Annotated in this window: 12 protein-coding genes; 6 read left to right on the top strand and 6 right to left on the bottom strand. The window is 68.3% G+C overall.

Annotated elements, in window-relative coordinates; all coding sequences use genetic code 11:
- Positions 1-6 precede the first annotated feature (6 nt).
- A complete protein-coding gene (gene cobG, locus DAT37_RS42420) occupies positions 7-1,188 on the bottom strand; it encodes a precorrin-3B synthase (protein WP_109530592.1) in 1,182 nt (393 codons plus the stop codon).
- 96 nt (positions 1,189-1,284) lie between these two features.
- On the opposite strand from cobG, the gene DAT37_RS42415 reads away from it, so the two are divergent.
- Positions 1,285-1,725 carry a nuclear transport factor 2 family protein gene (locus DAT37_RS42415; RefSeq protein ID WP_109530591.1) on the top strand — a complete coding sequence of 147 codons (441 nt, stop codon included), beginning with the start codon at positions 1,285-1,287 and terminating at the stop codon, positions 1,723-1,725.
- Positions 1,726-1,733: 8 nt separating this feature from the next.
- Here the strand turns inward: DAT37_RS42415 and DAT37_RS42410 are convergent, their stop codons facing one another.
- The gene (locus DAT37_RS42410; RefSeq protein ID WP_109530656.1) at positions 1,734-2,738 is read right to left on the bottom strand and encodes a helix-turn-helix transcriptional regulator; all 1,005 of its coding nucleotides are present in this window, start codon (positions 2,736-2,738) and stop codon (positions 1,734-1,736) included.
- 63 nt (positions 2,739-2,801) lie between these two features.
- On the opposite strand from DAT37_RS42410, the gene DAT37_RS42405 reads away from it, so the two are divergent.
- Positions 2,802-3,944, top strand: a complete 1,143-nt coding sequence (locus tag DAT37_RS42405; RefSeq protein WP_109530655.1) for an epoxide hydrolase family protein — start codon at positions 2,802-2,804, stop codon at positions 3,942-3,944.
- Between the two features lie 154 nt (positions 3,945-4,098).
- Here the strand turns inward: DAT37_RS42405 and DAT37_RS42400 are convergent, their stop codons facing one another.
- Complete coding sequence (locus tag DAT37_RS42400) at positions 4,099-5,691, bottom strand: MFS transporter (RefSeq protein ID WP_109530590.1); 1,593 nt, start codon at positions 5,689-5,691, stop codon at positions 4,099-4,101.
- A 109-nt stretch (positions 5,692-5,800) separates the two neighbouring features.
- Here DAT37_RS42400 and DAT37_RS42395 point away from each other — a divergent pair, with 109 nt between their 5' ends.
- The 3 genes from DAT37_RS42395 to DAT37_RS42385 all read left to right on the top strand — a co-directional run bounded on the left by DAT37_RS42395 (position 5,801) and on the right by DAT37_RS42385 (position 11,100).
- The gene (locus tag DAT37_RS42395) at positions 5,801-6,409 is read left to right on the top strand and encodes a TetR/AcrR family transcriptional regulator (RefSeq protein ID WP_109530589.1); all 609 of its coding nucleotides are present in this window, start codon (positions 5,801-5,803) and stop codon (positions 6,407-6,409) included.
- 178 nt (positions 6,410-6,587) lie between these two features.
- A complete protein-coding gene (cobN, locus tag DAT37_RS42390; protein ID WP_109530588.1) occupies positions 6,588-10,223 on the top strand; it encodes a cobaltochelatase subunit CobN in 3,636 nt (1,211 codons plus the stop codon).
- A gap of 358 nt (positions 10,224-10,581) precedes the next feature.
- Positions 10,582-11,100 carry a hypothetical protein gene (locus DAT37_RS42385; protein WP_109530654.1) on the top strand — a complete coding sequence of 173 codons (519 nt, stop codon included), beginning with the start codon at positions 10,582-10,584 and terminating at the stop codon, positions 11,098-11,100.
- A gap of 151 nt (positions 11,101-11,251) precedes the next feature.
- Here DAT37_RS42385 and DAT37_RS45980 read toward each other — a convergent pair whose 3' ends face one another.
- Positions 11,252-11,992, bottom strand: coding sequence for a TetR/AcrR family transcriptional regulator (locus tag DAT37_RS45980; protein WP_109530653.1), 741 nt, complete (start codon positions 11,990-11,992; stop codon positions 11,252-11,254).
- Positions 11,993-12,047: 55 nt separating this feature from the next.
- On the opposite strand from DAT37_RS45980, the gene DAT37_RS42375 reads away from it, so the two are divergent.
- Positions 12,048-13,514: an MFS transporter gene (locus DAT37_RS42375; protein ID WP_109530587.1), complete on the top strand. Its 1,467-nt coding sequence runs from the start codon at positions 12,048-12,050 to the stop codon at positions 13,512-13,514.
- Positions 13,515-13,524: 10 nt separating this feature from the next.
- Here the strand turns inward: DAT37_RS42375 and DAT37_RS42370 are convergent, their stop codons facing one another.
- Positions 13,525-14,511: an MHYT domain-containing protein gene (locus DAT37_RS42370; RefSeq protein WP_109530586.1), complete on the bottom strand. Its 987-nt coding sequence runs from the start codon at positions 14,509-14,511 to the stop codon at positions 13,525-13,527.
- Between the two features lie 868 nt (positions 14,512-15,379).
- Positions 15,380-16,756 carry an FAD-binding oxidoreductase gene (locus tag DAT37_RS42365; RefSeq protein ID WP_232840331.1) on the bottom strand — a complete coding sequence of 459 codons (1,377 nt, stop codon included), beginning with the start codon at positions 16,754-16,756 and terminating at the stop codon, positions 15,380-15,382.
- Positions 16,757-16,772: the final 16 nt, after the last annotated feature.

Raw genomic sequence — 16,772 nt, 5'->3', positions numbered from 1 at the left:
CGTCGCTCAGTCGACCCGGTAGCCGTCCGGCATCGCGGTGATCTCGGTGACCGCGCCCGGCGGCCGTCCGCACCGACGTTCGCAGCCCGACCAGTGCTGGCGTCCGCCCGCCACGACCATCGCGGCCTGCACCGGATCGGCCGGTGGCGTGCCCGCGTCGGCGCGGGTGGGCAGTACCCGTCCGGATTCGACGGCCGCGGCCGCGTCGGCGCGCACATCGGTGCGCGATTTCGCGCACCCCGGTTGCCCGGCGCAGGCGCTCACGCGCAGCCAGGGCGAGTCCGCGTCGAAGATCAGCCCCATCGGCGCGAGCACCCGCACGACCTGCTCGGCGGCCCACTCCTCCAGATCGACCACGACCAGACTGCGCCACGGCGTGACGTAGATCGGGCGCTGTACCGCGGCGAGGAATTCAGCGACCCGCGCGGGCAGCGTCCCCAACCGCACACCGGCGCCGAGTGCCACCGCGCCGTCGTCCTGATCCAGCCAGCCGATCGGAATATCCTGGGACGCGACGAATTCCAGGCGTTCGTCGCCGGGTGTGAGGCCCAGGTGCTCGATGACGCGGGCCGCGCCGTCCTCGATGTCGCGCAGCCGCCACTGCCCCGAATCCAGGTCGAGGAATCCCTCGGCCGCCGCGAGCACGAGATCGACGGCATGCGTCGCGCCGACCCGGATACCGCTGTCGGCCCCGGCGAGGACCAGCGCGAATTCCTCGGCGCCCACCGCGTGCACGCCGATATCGCCCGCCAGTCCGCTCACATCGCCGCGTCCGTCGTCGAGGGTGAACAGCACCCGTCCGGGCAGATCGGCCAGCCGCGCCGTCGCGCGCAGACCTTCGTCGAGCGCGATCGCTCGATCGCGCACGTCGGCCAGTCCGCCGAGCCGACCCGACAACGGGGACGCGACGATATTGCGTACCCGCTCGTGGGAGCGGCTCGGCAGCAGTCCGGCGGCGGCGAGCCGATCGGTCAGCGCGACCGCGTCACCCACCTGCCGTAATTGCAGATTGCCGCGCGAGGTCAGTTCGATATTCCCGTCGGCGAGATCGACGCTGATCGCGGCCAGATCGGCCAACTGGTCCGGCTCCAGCCTGCCGCCCGGCAGCCTTATCCGGGCGAGGGGTCCGTCGGCGGCCTGATGTAACCGCAGGACACCGGGGCAGGAATCGGGAGCACGTCGAGTCATAGCACTGCCAGCCTACGACCGGCTCCCGCGCCTCGCCCGGCGCCCAGCGGGAAAAAGCGCGTGCGCGGCGGCGGGAGCGGTGAGTAGGGTCGACGCATGTCCGAAACCTCCTACCTCGCAGATCGTTTCGCGATCATCGAGGTCGTCACCCGTATGTTCGTCTACACCGATCAGAAGCGCTGGGACGAACTCCTCACCGAGGTGTTCACCGCGACCGTGGATTTCGACGGCGGCTTCGGTGGCGATGTCGCCGTCCGCCCCGCCGCCGATATCGTCGGCGACTGGCGCACCGGTTTGAGCGATCTGGACGAAGTCCACCACCAGGCCGGGAACTATCTGGTCGACCTGGACGGCGACACAGCCGCGGTCCACGCCGACGCCATCGCGGTCCACGTCAAGAACGACGCGGCCAACGGTGCGACCCGCACTTTCGTCGGTAGCTACGTCATCGGCGCGGAACGTACCGCCGCCGGTTGGCGCGTCGACCGCTTCCACTACCACCTCAAGATCATCGACGGGAACGCCGATCTGACCTGATTCCACTGTCACGCGGTGGCGCCGTCGGGTCTGTGGGAACGTGCCCGCTGCGTGACCGACGGCCGAGCACCGGCCGCGCGGCGGAACCTCGTGGCGAGGCGATCGAACGCCGCCGCGAGTTCGTCTCCGTCGATCACCTCGATGTCGACGTCGAGTTGTGCCATCCACAGCGCGAGCCGGTCCGGGTCGTCGGACCCCAGCTCGACGCGGCACGTGGCCTCGTCGACCTCCTCGATACGGACCGGGATGTGGATCTTCGCGGCGACCCGGGCGGCGGGAGCGTGGACGAGTACGCGGGCGCGGTACTTCCAGGCCGCCTTGCTGACGCGTCCGACGACGTACCCGACGGCATCGTCCTCCGGGATCGCGCGCGGCGGGAACCGCGCACCCGTCGGTGCGTGCGCGACCATGCGGTCGACACGAAAGATCCGCCAGTCGTCACGGTCGAGATCCCACGCGAGCAGGTACCAGAGCGCCCCCCAGGTGACCAGCCGTTGCGGTTCGGTGTGGCAGGCCCGTTCGGCGCCCCCGTACTTGGTGTAGCCGAACCGCAGCCGTTCGTGGCCGCGGATCGCGGCGGCGACCGCGCCGAGGACCGAGAGATCCAGCGGCGGCTCAGCCCCCGGAACGGCGCTGGTCGCCTCGCGTACCGCCTCGACGCGCCGACGCAGGCGTGAGGGCAGCACCTGCTCCAGTTTCGCGAGCGCGGTGAGCGATGTCTCTTCCACGCCGAGCCTTCGGGTCGCGACCGCGCCCAGTCCGACCGCGACGGCGACCGCCTCGTCGTCATCGAGCAGCAGCGGGGGCATCGCCGCCCCGGCGGCCAGCCGGTACCCGCCGGCGACGCCGGGGCGCGCGTCCACGGGATAGCCGAGCGACCGCAGCTTGCCGATGTCGCTGCGCACGGTCCTCGTGCTCACCTCGAGCCGGTCCGCGAGCTCGGAGCTGGTCCAGTCGCGCCTGAGCTGGAGTAACGACAGCAGTGCGAGCAGGCGGGCCGAGGTCTCCAACATGTTCTCGATCATTTCAGCAATCGCGGAAGCTGATCTGCCGCATTACCCGGGAACGTGGACGCCATGACCGAGAACAACGCGCTCACACCCTTCCGCATCGACATCTCGCAGGCCGACGTCGACGACCTGCGCGCGCGGCTGGTACGCACCCGCTGGCCGATTCTCGTGCCGGGCCGAGACGACCGCACCGACTTCAGCCGGGGCATCCCGCCGGTGTACCTGAAGGAACTCGCCGAATACTGGCGCGACGGCTTCGACTGGCGTGTGCAGGAGGCCAAGCTCAACGAGTACGACCAGTGCACGACGGTCGTCGACGGCCAGACCTTCCACGTCGTGCACGCGCGATCGGCGAATCCGGAAGCGACCCCGCTGATGCTGAACCACGGTTGGCCGGGCTCGTTCGTGGAGTACCAGCGACTCGTCCCGCTACTGAACGACGAGTTCCACGTGGTCATCCCGTCGCTGCCCGGCTTCGGGTTCTCCACCCCACTCTCGGGAACCGGCTGGGAATTGGCGCGGACGACGGAGGCCTACGCCGAGATCATGACGCGTCTGGGCTACGCGCGGTTCGGGGCCCACGGCACCGATATCGGTTCGGGCATCACCGGGCGCCTCGCGGCGCTCTATCCGGAGCGCGTCATCGGCACGCATATCGGCACAGACTCCCGGTGTCTCGGGTTCGTCGGCGACAAGCTCCCCTGCCCCGACGATCTGTCCGATGACGAGATGGCCCAGCTCGCGGCCGCGCGCACCGCGGACGCGGCCGATCGCGGGTATCTCGAGATGCAGAACCACCGTCCCGACACGATCGGCGCGGCGCTCACCGACTCGCCGGTCGGTCAGCTCGCGTGGATCGCAGAGAAGTTCAAGACCAAGACCGGCGGCGACAACCGGACGCCGGACGAGACGGTCGACCGCGACCAACTCCTCACCAACATCAGCCTGTACTGGTTCACCCGCAGCGCCGCGTCGAGCGCGCAGTTCTACTACGAGGGCGAGCACGCCGGACTCGACTGGGTCGTGGCCTCCGACGTGCCGTCGGGGTGGGCCGTGTTCGACACCCATCCGCTCGTGCGCCGCACGATGGACCCGTGGAAGGCGATCGGCCACTGGAGCGAATTCACCGAGGGCGGTCACTTCCCCGCGATGGAGGCGGCGGACCTGCTCGCGGACGATATCCGCGCCTTCTTCCGCGGCATTTCCTGACCCCGCGTCGGGTCGGGAAGGCCACGTAGATCCACTCCAGGCCCGGCCGGTTCGGCGTATCCGGGACCGCGTCGCCCCCCGTGGCGCCACCGGCCGCGGGCGGTCCCGCGCAGCGGTGCGCACACCGAACGGCGGGTGCGTGGTCGGCTCCCGATTACTCCGATGTCGCCGATGTCGCCGCGGTCTGCGTTTCGGTCACCGTCGTCTTCGGTTCGGTGGGTACCACGTCGGCGGGCACGGTGGCGCGTCGTCGGCCGGGGGTCCAGAAGGCGATGAGTACGGCTGCGGCGATGGTGAGGAAGCCCAGGGTCGTGGCGGATTGGTGTAGGCCGTGGATGAAGGCGGATTTGGCGAATTCGGCGAGCGGTTGCGCCGCGGAGCCCGCGCGTTCGGCGACTTGCAGTGCGGCCGCGAGTGAGTCGCCGACGGGTTCGCGGGCGGCTTCGGGCAGGTTGGGTAGGGCTGGTGCGATGCGTTCGCTGTAGCCGGCCGCGAGGACGCTGCCGCCGATCGCGATGCCGATCGCCGCTCCGACTTCGCGTGCGGCGTCGTTGACCGCCGCCGCGACACCGTGCTTCTCCACCGGTGTGCCCTCGATGATCGCGGCCGTAGCGGGTGCGGTGCACAATCCGACGCCCGCGCTCATCAGCAGCAACGGGGTCAGTAGGTCGACGTAGGTCCCGTCGACGTCGATGCGGGCGATCATCAGCAGCGCGCCGCCGATCGCGAGCAGCCCCGCGAAGGTCGGGATGCGAAGGCCGACCCGTTGCGCCAGCCAGGGCGAGATCGCCGAGATCACCACCATGGGCACGATCATCGGCGCGAGCGCCACCGCCGAAATCAGCGGCCGGTATCCGAGGATCAGCTGGAAGTACTGCACGAGCAGCATGAACATGCCGAAGGTGACCAGGAATTGTACGGTGACGATCGCGGTGCCGCTGCCGAAGCCTCGGTCGGCGAAGAGTTTGATATCGATCAGTGGATGCGCGACTCGTTTCTCGACGAGCACGAACGCGACGGCCGCGGTGACGCCGACGGCGGCCGCGAGGAGTACCAGTGGGTCGAGCCAGCCGCGGGCGGGTACCTCGATCGCGGCGATCACGATCGCGCCGACCGCGAGGGCGCCGGTGATCGCGCCGAGCGGGTCCATTTCGGGTCGGGACTTGTCCACCGATTCGGCCACGGTGAACGCCGCGATCGACAGGACGACGCCCGCGACGGTCATACCGACGAAGATGGAGAGCCAGGACCAGTATTCGATGAGGATGCCCGAGCCGAGGATGCCCAGGATCGCGCCCGCGCCCGCGACGCCTGCCCACAGCCCGATCGCGCTGCCGCGTCTTTCTTCGGGGAATCCGGCGGTCAGCAGTGACAGTGTGGAGGGCATGACCAGTGCCGCGCCGACTCCGGCGAGGCCGCGGGCGGCGATCAGCCAGGTGGGGCTGTCCAGTACCAGCGGGATCGCCGAGGCCAGCGAGAAGATGATCAGGCCGACGATGAGGACCGCGCGTCTGCCGTATCGGTCGCCCAACGCGCCCGCGGGCAGCACGAGGCAGGCCAGTGCGAGGGTGTAACCGTCGACGATCCAGGTGAGTTCGGCCTGGCTGGCTCCGGTCGCGGCCGCGATTTCGGGCAACGCTGTATACAAGGCCGCCATCGAGGCGATGACGAGGACCACCGCGAGACACGACAGTGTCAGCAGCCAGCGTTGGGCGGCGGACAGTCCGGCGCGTTCGGTGGATTCCATCGGACCTCCGCAACTATGGGTATCGCTACGCTACTATGAGTAGCATAAGTCGCTCGGTCCCCGGTAGACCGGGTGAGGTAGCCCACGAAGCGAAGGAATACTGGGCGATATGAGCGGAACCGACGACGTCGATATCGACCCGCGCAAGGTGCGTTCTCGTGCCCGCTTGCTCGACGCCGCGACCGCCCTGCTGAAGGACGGCGGGTTGGAGGCGGTGACCGTCGAAGGCGTCACCAAGCTGTCGAAGGTCGCCAAGACCACGCTCTACCGGCATTTCGACAACGCGATGCAGCTGCGGGCCGCCACCATCGAACGCCTGCTGCCGCCCGTGCTGGAGACACCGGCCGAAGGTCCGCTGCGCGAACGCCTGATCACCCTGCTGGAACGGCAGGCCGATGCCATCCGCGACATGCCGTTGCAGGTGGGGACGCTCGCCTGGCTGGCGACCGGATCCGATCGTGTCGCCGAGGACGCGACCATCACCTCGCTCAGCCAGCGCCTCATCGATCAATACCGGGTGCCGTTCGACCGGGTGCTCGACACCCCCGAGGCCCGCGCCCAACTCGGCGAATTCGACACCTTCTTCGTGCTCTCGCAGCTGGTGGGGCCGCTCGTGTTCGCCAAGCTGATCGGATTGCGCGCCTCCACACCGCAGGACTGCGCGCGCATCGTCGACGATTTCCTGGCCGCGCGCGCGGTCGCCCATCCGGTGTCCTGATCGTCGCGCGCCGATGCCGGGTCGGGACGCGATCGGCGGGCAGGTAGCATCCTGCATGCTCGGCGGGCGTCGAGGAAACCGGTGCGATTCCGGTGCGGTCGCGCCACTGTGAACAGCCAGACCCTCCCCGGCGAGCACCGAATATCCCGATGGGCGCGTCACCCGAGGAAGGTCACCCGTGATCCTGCTGCTGTCCACGTCCGACACCGATCTGCTGAGCGCGCGCGCCAGCGGCGCCGACTACCGCTGGGGTAACCCGGCGCGGCTGCTCGTGGACGATCTGCCCGCCCTGCTCGACGGCGCCGACCTGGTGATCGTGCGGATCCTCGGCGGCAAGCGGGCCTGGGAAGAGGGCCTGGACGCGGTACGCGCGAGCGGTGTTCCGATGGTGGCGCTCGGCGGCGAACTCGCGCCCGACGCCGAACTGATGGAATGTTCGACCGTCCCCGGCGGCGTCGCCGCCGACGCCCACAACTACTTGGCCGCGGGCGGTGCGGAGAATCTGCGCCAACTGCACGCCTTCCTCTCCGACACGGTGCTGCTCACCGGTCACGGCTTCGACCCGCCGGTGCAACTACCGAGCTGGGGCGAACTCGAGCGCTCGGCGCGCGAACTCGACGCCGAGGCGCCCACCGTCGCGGTGATCTACTACCGCGCGCAGCATCTCGCGGGTAATACCGGCTATATCGACGCGCTCTGCACCGCCATCGAGGACGCGGGCGCCCGGCCGCTCCCGCTGTACTGCGCGTCGCTGCGTACCGCCGAACCCGAACTGCTCGACACCCTGCGCCGGGCCGACGCGCTGGTCGTCACCGTGCTCGCCGCGGGCGGCTCCAAACCCGCGACCGCCTCGGCGGGCGGCGACGACGAGGCCTGGGACGTGGCGGCGCTCGCCGAACTCGACGTGCCGATCCTGCAGGGCCTGTGCCTGACCAGCGGACGCGCCCAGTGGGAGGCCAACGACGACGGCCTGTCCCCGCTCGATGTCGCCACCCAGGTCGCGGTGCCGGAATTCGACGGTCGCATCATCACGGTGCCGTTCTCGTTCAAGGAATTCGACGCCGACGGCCTGTCCACCTACATGCCCGACGCCGAGCGCGCGGCGCGGGTCGCGGGGATCGCCGTTCGCTACGCCCGGCTGCGTCACATTCCCGCTGCGGACAAGCGGATCGCGATCATGCTGTCGGCCTACCCGACCAAACACGCGCGCATCGGCAACGCGGTCGGTCTCGACACCCCGGCCAGCGCCATCCGCCTGCTCACCGAATTGCGTTCGGCCGGATACGATCTCGGTGCGCCGGGGGAGGTGCCCGGTCTCGAGGAACGCGACGGCGACGCGCTGATCCACGCCCTCATCGCGGCCGGTGGCCAGGACCCGGACTGGCTCACCGCCGAACAGTTGGAGGGCAACCCGATCCGGATCGGCGCCGCCACCTACACCGCCTGGTTCGACACGCTGCCGCAGGATCTGCGCGACGCCGTCGTCGAGGCCTGGGGTCCGCCGCCGGGCGAGCTGTACGTGGACCGCTCCTCCGACCCGAACGGTGAAATCGTCATCGCGGCACTGCGTTTCGGCAATGTCGCGCTCATGGTGCAGCCGCCGCGCGGCTTCGGTGAGAATCCCGTCGCCATATACCACGATCCGGATCTGCCGCCGAGTCACCACTACCTCGCCGCCTACCGCTGGCTGCGCGCCGACGAGGGTTTCGCCGCCGACGCCATGATCCACCTCGGCAAGCACGGCAACCTGGAATGGCTGCCGGGCAAGACGCTCGGCATGTCCGCGTCCTGCGGCACCGACGCCGCGCTCGGCGATCTGCCGCTGATCTACCCGTTCCTCGTCAACGATCCCGGCGAGGGCACCCAGGCCAAGCGCCGGGCGCACGCGACGCTGGTCGATCACCTGATCCCGCCGATGGCGCGCGCCGAGAGTTACGGCGATATCTCGCGTCTGGAGCAGTTGCTCGACGAGCACGCCAACATCTCCACCCTCGACCCGGCCAAACTGCCCGCCATCCGGCAGCAGATCTGGACGCTGATGCGCGCGGCCGAGATGGATCACGATCTCGGACTGGCCGAACGCCCGGACGAGGATTCGTTCGACGATATGCTCCTGCACGTCGACGGCTGGCTGTGCGAGATCAAGGACGTACAGATCAGGGACGGTCTGCACATTCTCGGCCAGGCGCCCGTGGGCGAGATGGAACTCGACCTGGTGCTCGCGATGCTGCGCGCGCGCCAATTGTGGGGCGGCGAGCGCAATGTGCCCGGCCTGCGCGAGGCACTGGGCCTCGACGAATCCGGCACCGAGACCCGCAATCGCGTGGATGTGGTCGAGCGCAAGGCCAGGGAATTGGTCGAGGCGTTGCAGGCCACCGATTGGTCGGTGGACGCGGTGGACGGCATCGTCGCCGAATTCGCGCCCGCTATCGTGGAATCCGCACCGGGCGAGCGGGATTCGACGCAGCGTCTGGACGCGGTGCGCACCGTACTGCGCTTCGCCGCCGCCGAGGTCGCTCCGCGCCTGCGCCAGACCGGCATCGAGATCGAGCGGGTGCTGCACGCGCTCGACGGCGGTTTCATCCCTGCCGGTCCGAGCGGTTCGCCGCTGCGGGGACTGATCAACGTCCTGCCCACCGGTCGCAACTTCTACTCGGTGGACCCGAAGGCCGTCCCGTCGCGCCTGGCCTGGGAAACCGGTCAGGCCATGGCCGAATCGCTGCTGGAGCGATACCGCACCGACCACGGCGAGTACCCGCGCTCGGTCGGCCTGTCGGTATGGGGTACTTCGGCGATGCGCACGTCGGGCGACGATATCGCCGAAGTGCTCGCGCTGCTCGGTGTCCGGCCGGTCTGGGACGAGGCCAGCCGTCGCGTGACCACCCTCGAGGTGATATCGCTCGAGGAACTCGGACGACCCCGCGTCGACGTCACGGTACGAATCAGCGGATTCTTCCGCGACGCCTTCCCGCACGTGCTGGCGCTGCTCGACGACGCGGTACGCCTGGTCGCCGATCTCGATGAACCGGCCGAATCGAATTACGTGCGCGCGCACAGTGAATCGGATCTGGCCCAGCACGGCGACCGGCGTCGCGCCACGACCAGGATCTTCGGGTCCAAGCCCGGCACCTACGGCGCCGGCCTGCTCCAGCTGATCGACTCCAAGAGCTGGCGCACCGACGACGATCTGGCGCAGGTGTACACCGCGTGGGGCGGCTTCGCCTACGGCCGCGACCTGGACGGCGCGCCCGCCGCCGAGGACATGCGCACCGCCTACCGGCGAATCGCGGTGGCGGCCAAGAACACCGACACCCGCGAACACGATATCGCCGATTCCGACGACTACTTCCAGTACCACGGCGGCATGGTCGCCACCGTGCGCGCGCTGACCGGCAAGAATCCGGAAGCCTACATCGGCGACAGCACCCGCCCGGACGCGGTGCGGACCCGGACCCTGTCCGAGGAGACCGCGCGGGTGTTCCGTGCCAGGGTGGTCAACCCGCGCTGGCTCGAGGCGATGCGCAGGCACGGCTACAAGGGCGCGTTCGAAATGGCCGCCACCGTCGACTACCTCTTCGGCTACGACGCCACCACCGATGTGGTCGCCGACTGGATGTACGAGAAGCTCACCGAGAGTTACGTTTTCGACGACGTGAATCGCAAATTCATGGAGCAGTCGAATCCGTGGGCACTGCACGGTATCGCCGAACGGTTGCTCGAGGCGGCCGAGCGCGGCATGTGGTCGGCTCCCGAACAGGAGACGCTCGACCGTCTGCGTCAGGTGTACCTGGAGTCCGAGGGCGAACTCGAGTAGCGCGGTTCGGGCGGCGGGCGAGGTCCGCCGCCCGAGCCGTGGCTCCGACACCTCTCGCGCCCGTGTTCGCCGCTGCCGGAGCGCGTTCCGCGTCCTCGTTGATCAATATGTGATCGAATAGCGACACGTCGGTTTGCTACGTAAGCCGTAGCGAATGTGATCGACAGTCCGTGACGGGCGAAGATTTACCGGAGCGCATGATCGCAAGACCCGAAAAATCGGGCCGATCAGACGTTCCGCCAACCTGATTCGAATTCTCCGATTCGCGCCCGCGAATGATGTCGAACGCGCATCATTATTGGTGTCCCAAGTCCGTTTCTCGGGGAACATCAATCGATTCGGCTGGATTGGAATGCACATGAAGATCAGAAAATTGGTAGCGGCAACGGTTCTGACGGTCGCCGCCACCGGCGTCACCGCGGCCACCGCGTACGGTTCGCCCTCGGTCGCCGCCCCGGTGCTCGCGGGCAACGACCGCGGCGTCGAATACACGGCCGCGGTGGCTCCCGATCACTCCGCGGCCACCGTGACCTTGGCCTCGGGCCGGTTCGTGGTGACCCCGGATGCCGGGATCGCCGTGGTCGCGCCGGACGGCGCCGTGGTGGCCACGGTGCCGACCACCCTGCACACGGTCGCGGGCCAGCAGGTGGAGGTGGCGCCCGAAGTCGACGCCGCCGCAACCACATTGACACTCACCCCGGTCGGCGGAGTCCCGGCGCAGGCGGATTTCATCGGTGACGCGGGAACAACGGTCGCGGGGGCGTTGATCGGATGCGTGATCGGCGCGTTGATCGGGTTCTTGTTCTTCGTCGCCGGATTCCTGCCAGGCTGCCTCATCGGCGGTCTCATCGGCGGCGTGATCGGCGCCAACCAGTAACCATGCCGGAGTAGGGCATTCGGAAAGATCGAATATTCCCCGGTCGCTCTCGCCAGACAATTGCCGAGGGCGGCCGGGTAATTCGCGTGCCCGAATTATTGCACCGGATATACCATTTCCGACGGCGCGGAATACGTTCGGCGCGGTCGGATCAGGGGAGCGCGGACTCCGTCGGACTGTCGTGCGTCCGGTCCCGCTGACGCAGCCGTGCGTGCAGGCCGTCGAGTACGCAGCACAATCCGAAATCGAAGGCCATCGCGCGAGCCGCGGCGGGCGTGATCCGCGTCGTGGTCCGGAACTCCTCGATCATCTCCGGATAGTCCGCGGCCACCGCGACGATGTCGTCGATCATCGCCTCCCGGTCGGGTTCGGCATCGCCGAAAGCGTTGGTCCAGGCCAGTTCCGGGATGACCTGGCCGAGGACGAAGGAGATCACCGAGCCGCTGGCCAGGTAGATGTCGGTGCCGGTGAATCCGGCCTCGATGAATGCGCGGCGCAGTCGATCGGTCAGTCGCAGGGCATTCGGGCCGATGCTGGGCAGCTGGCCCACCAGGGACGCGGCCCACGGGTGCGCCCGCAGGGTCTCGCGGAAACTGTAGGCGAAGGTGGTGATCACCTCGCGCCACGGCGCCTGCCCGGGTTCGGCGCTGTCGAGCATGCCCCACACCTCGTCGAGGACCAATTCGAGCAGTTCGTCCTTGTTGGTGACGTACCAGTAGAGACTCGTCGCGCCCGCGTCGAGTCTGGAACCCAGTTTGCGCATACTCAACGCGGCCAACCCCTCGGCGTCGAGTATCTCGAGTGCGGCGGTCACGATCTGGTCGCGGGTGAGCCCCGATGCCTTGGGGCGGCGGGTTTCGCGGGTCCATACCGAGGAGAACTGCTTGGTCACACCCGTGATTCTATATTCACTCGCACATCGTTCGAGTTTGTCGTACGGTGTGCGAGTGGAATCGAACACTGTGCGAGACCCCCGTCGTTGGTGGATCCTCGGAGTTCTCTGTCTCTCGCTACTGGTGCTGATGATCGACGGCACCGTGCTCAACCTCGCGATCCCGTCCCTCATCCGGGAACTGGGCGCGACCCCCGCCGATATCCAGTGGATCCTCGACGCCTACGTCCTGGTCTTCGCGGGACTGCTCCTGACCGCGGGCATCCTCTCCGACCGATTCGGCAGGCGGCGGATGCTGATCATCGGCCTGGCGGTGTTCGGCGCGGCGTCGCTGGCCGCGGTCCTGGCCACCGAACCCTGGCAGCTCGTCGGCGCGCGCGCCGCGATGGGAGTCGGCGGCGCGCTGCTGATGCCGTCGACACTGTCCATCCTGATGACGACATTCGAGGAGGACGAACGGCGCACCGCCATGGCCGCTTGGGCGACGGTGTCGGTCGTCGGCATCGTCGCGGGTCCGACGCTCGGCGGCACCTTGCTCGAACATTTCTGGTGGGGCTCGGTCTTCCTGCTGAACATCCCGGTGGCGGTCGCGGCGATCGTCGCCGCGCTGGTGCTCATGCCGGAAACCGTCGGTGATCAGCGTCCGGTCGATCCGGTCGGTGTGCTGCTGTCCATCGTCGCCCTGGGGGCGGCGATCTACGTCGTCATCGAACGTGAGCTCAATGTCGGCATGATCGCCCTCGCGGTGGCCGCCGCGGTCGGTTTCGTGGTGTGGGAGGCGCGGTCGGACCATCCGATGTTGCCGCTCGGCGTATTCCGCAACAGGGATTTCACCGGCACGGCGCTGACCTTGCTGCTCATGGTGTTCGGCATGGGCGCGCTCATGCTGATGCTGACGCAGTACCTACAGTTCGTCCTCGGCTACGGCCCGATGAAAGCCGGTCTGGCCTTGCTGCCGTACGCGGTGGCGGCCGCCGTCTGCAACGGACTGGGCGCCACCCTGGGCAAAGCGGTGAGCAACAAGACGCTGATCGTGTCGGGCCTGCTCGTCATGTCGGCGGCCTTCGTGATCCTCGCCATCGGCCAGGGGTATCTGTGGGTGCTGGTCAGCATGCTCGTCATGGGGATGGGCGGTGGTCTCGCCGGTCCGGCCGCCTACGCCGCCATCATGAACGCCATCCCGCTCGAACACGCGGGCGTCGGCTCGGCGATGAACGACACGCTGCAACAGGTCGGTATGGCGATCAGCATCGCCGTTCTCGGCAGCGTGCTTGCGGGTGTCTTCACCTCGCGGATGCCGGATGACGCTCCCGAGGCCGCGCGTGAATCCATCGGCGCCGCATTCGAACTCGGGTACACCGAACCCGCCAAGGAGGCGTTCACCGCGGCCATGTCGGCGGGCGCGTGGATCAGCGCGGGCTTCAGCGCCGCGGCGGCTCTGCTCGGGCTGGTGCTGCTGCGCGCGCGACCGCCCGTCGCCGCCACCGAGGGCGAGGAACCGGAACAGGCGAAGGTGGCCTAGAGACCCCGTATCACGTGTTGTCGTGGCGCCCGTACCGCGGCTGTCGTGGCGCTCGCTCGTCGACGGCGCGCAGACGTGCCGTTTCGGGGGCGTGCCCCGACGAATTCGGCGGTCTGCTCGGCCAGTACTGGTTGGTGGGGACGGCGCCGGTGCGCGGTGTCTCGGTTCGATCCTCCCACCAGTTGATGCGGTCGGGCGGAAGGGAATCCGAGCGCCTGGGCGGTGCGAGTCCGACGCCCGTGTGCGGGGCGGTCGCGTCCGGGGGAGTGCGCCTGACGGGGGTGCGTTCGATGGAGGTCAGACCCACGCTGATGAGCAGGAGCATGGTCACGATACTGATCCCCGCGATCAGCGGACCGAGCAATTGCAGCGCTTCCGCTCCGGCGGGTGTGCTGTGGTGGGCACCCGCGTGGGCGTGCATCGAGGCCATGCCGGTGTAGTGCATTCCGGAAACCGCGACACCCATGATCAATGCCGCGCCGATGGTGGCGAACGCGCCGTTGATATGCAGTGTGAACCACAGCGCCGCCGTGGCCGCGACGACCGCGATCAATACGGACAATCCGACCAAACCGGCGTTGTAGGTCACGGCCGCATCGGATTTCATCGCGTACATACCCGTGTAATGCATGCCCGCGACGCCGAGCCCGGTGATGGTGCCGCCCGCGAGTAGTCCGGGCAGCGTCGGCTCCGGTTTCACCACCAGAGTCAATCCGATCCACACCACCACGATGGCGGTGACGGCACTGAAGAGCGTGATAGGCACGTTATAGCGGATCTGCGCGTCCTCGATCGAGAAGCCGAGCATCGCGATGAAATGCATCACCCAGATACCGGTGCCGCCGATCGCCAAGGCGGACAGGCCGAGCCACGACGTCCGACTCTCCTGTCGTGCGCGTGCGGCGCACTGCAATCCGAGTAGACAGCCGATGAACGACATGATGTAGGACAGCAGTGGCGTCAGCCAGCCGTGACTGAAGTGGTAAATGTCTAGCACCTTGAAAACCCCACTGCCGACGGTACTGCCGAGATCACGAAATGATGTAGCGGAACAGACGATACGGCAGGTAACAGGTCGACCGTAGGTCGAAAATTATGGCGTTCGTCACGTTTTGGTTTAACGGAAGGTCTTCCGGGAAACGGGCTACTCCCGCTCGGTGGCTATGTCCGAGCTATTTATCGGCAATATTGTCGGAACTCGAGATCGGTGACCGGATTGCGGTGTGCCCGGGACGCGTCGAGGGTGACGTTTCGGTGTGCCGGAAAAGGTGACCTCCCGGTTCTCGCGTCTCATATGAGACACGTGTCGGAAAAATAGTGCGGTTCAGCGGAATCCGATGTCGCAACCGCCGTAGTGCGTGTCCGGGCCTCCCGGTTCGATGTGGCCGTGTCCGGATCGTGAACTGCGTGCGATCGGCTCGATATCCTTTACCGCATATACGTTTACGACCCGGATGATTTCGACAACACTACATACCGGACCGACTCGGATACCGGGGTATCCGCCGAAAGACGCGGCGTGACCGGATATGCGGCGAGGTCCGACCCGTATCGGAAATGCTGTCTGCGGGGTTGCTGATATCGCTGTCGCCCTGCCGAATCGGTGAATTCGACGGCACATGTGGAACATGCACATGTCGGATAACGCGGGGTCGTCGCGGACAAGTGTGGAATTCCGGTCGTGCGGCCGACGACGACGCCACCGCGCGCCCCGGCGGTAGCCCGCGGCAGCACCCCTCGTCGGCGCGCGGTGACCGGTGATCTCGCGATGGCGTTCGACCACGGGATCGGAACCGTCCGTGGCCGTGCGGATTCCGTGATCGGAGCGGCGGAGTCGGTGTCCCCGCCGACGCCGCCGCCGCACGCTAGAGCGCGTGATTCGCCACGAAGACCGCGCCCGGAGCCAGTTCGTCGCGGACCGTGCACAGGCGGGCCCAGTCCTCGCCGTCGTACATGCGGCCCGAATCCGCGCGGTTCTCGGTGAAGGTCGGAATCAGGTTCGGCAGCGACCAACTCGACATCGCGCGAACGACGGAGAACGCCGCCGCCCTGCCCGCCACGGCGGCCTGCGGCGTCGGAGCCACAGCGACACAGAGCAATCCGTAGACGCCGGGGATGTGGGAGAGCGCGCCGCCGGTATCGGACGGGCGTCCGATGGCGCCGCCGAGGTGACGCAATTCGGTGAACATCAGACCGGGGGCGGTGCCGTCGCCGATATGGGCGAGCAGCGCGGTGATCGCGGCGTCGTCGAGATCGCCGAGGACGCTGTGGTCACCGACGGTCGGCGTCGGTGCGGGCGGGTCCATGTGGACGAGAAGCAGGTCGGCCGAGGGGATTCGGGCGAAGGTGTTCAGTTCCGGGCGCAGCGCCCGCAGCGGTTCGATGATCGTCGCGGCGGTGTCGTCGTCGGCCAGGATCGCACCGTCGATGACGACGAGGTCGCGGCCGGACAGGAACGGCGGCAGTTCGGGCAGCGGCGGGAAGCTCATGACCCGAAGCGAGGTGGTCACCGATTCGGGGGCGGTCCTGCTCCAGCGCGCCCAGGCCGGAATCACGTCGGCGGCGCGCTCGCGGTCCCAGAGCAGCATGCCGGCGAAAACATCGGCGTAGGGCAGCAATTCGAGTTCGATCGACACCACGACCCCGAGATTGCCGCCACCGCCGCGCACCGCCCAGAAGAGGTCGGGGTTCTCCCCGGCGTCGGCGTGGACCAGGGCGCCATCGTGCCGCACCACGTCCACCGAGCGCACGGCGTTCGCGGCGAGGCCGTGTTCGCGGCCGTAGAACGACAGCCCGCCGCCGAGGACGTACCCCGCCACCGCGACATCGGGCGCGCTGCCGTGTGACGCCGTCAATCCGTGCGCGGAGGCGGCGGCGATCACGTCCTGCCACAGGGTGCCGCCGACCACCGTTGCGGTCCGCGCGACCGGATCGATCGTGACCCCGGTCAGCGCCGACAGACGCAGCAGCACGACGTCGTCGAGCGCGCGTTCGGCGAGCGGTCCCGCGCCGTGGCCGGTGCTCTGCGGGGCGACCCGCAGACCCGCCGCGGTGGCGGCGCGCACCACCGCGGCGACCTCGGCGACGCTGCGGGGGATCGCGACCGCGGCGGGACGCTGGTCGACCGCCACGTTCCACGGGGTGCGAGCCGCGTCGTAACCGTCGTCGCCGGGCAGGTGTATTTCGCAGTGGTCGCGCAGTGCCTCCATGGCGGGGGAGGCGGTGATGTCGAAAGAAGTCATGGCGACAACATTCGGT

The organism is Nocardia aurea, assembly GCF_003123685.1.
GTDB lineage: Bacteria > Actinomycetota > Actinomycetes > Mycobacteriales > Mycobacteriaceae > Nocardia > Nocardia aurea.
The sequence above is the reverse complement of the archived record's forward strand: the minus strand, read 5'-3'. Positions and strand labels throughout refer to the sequence as shown.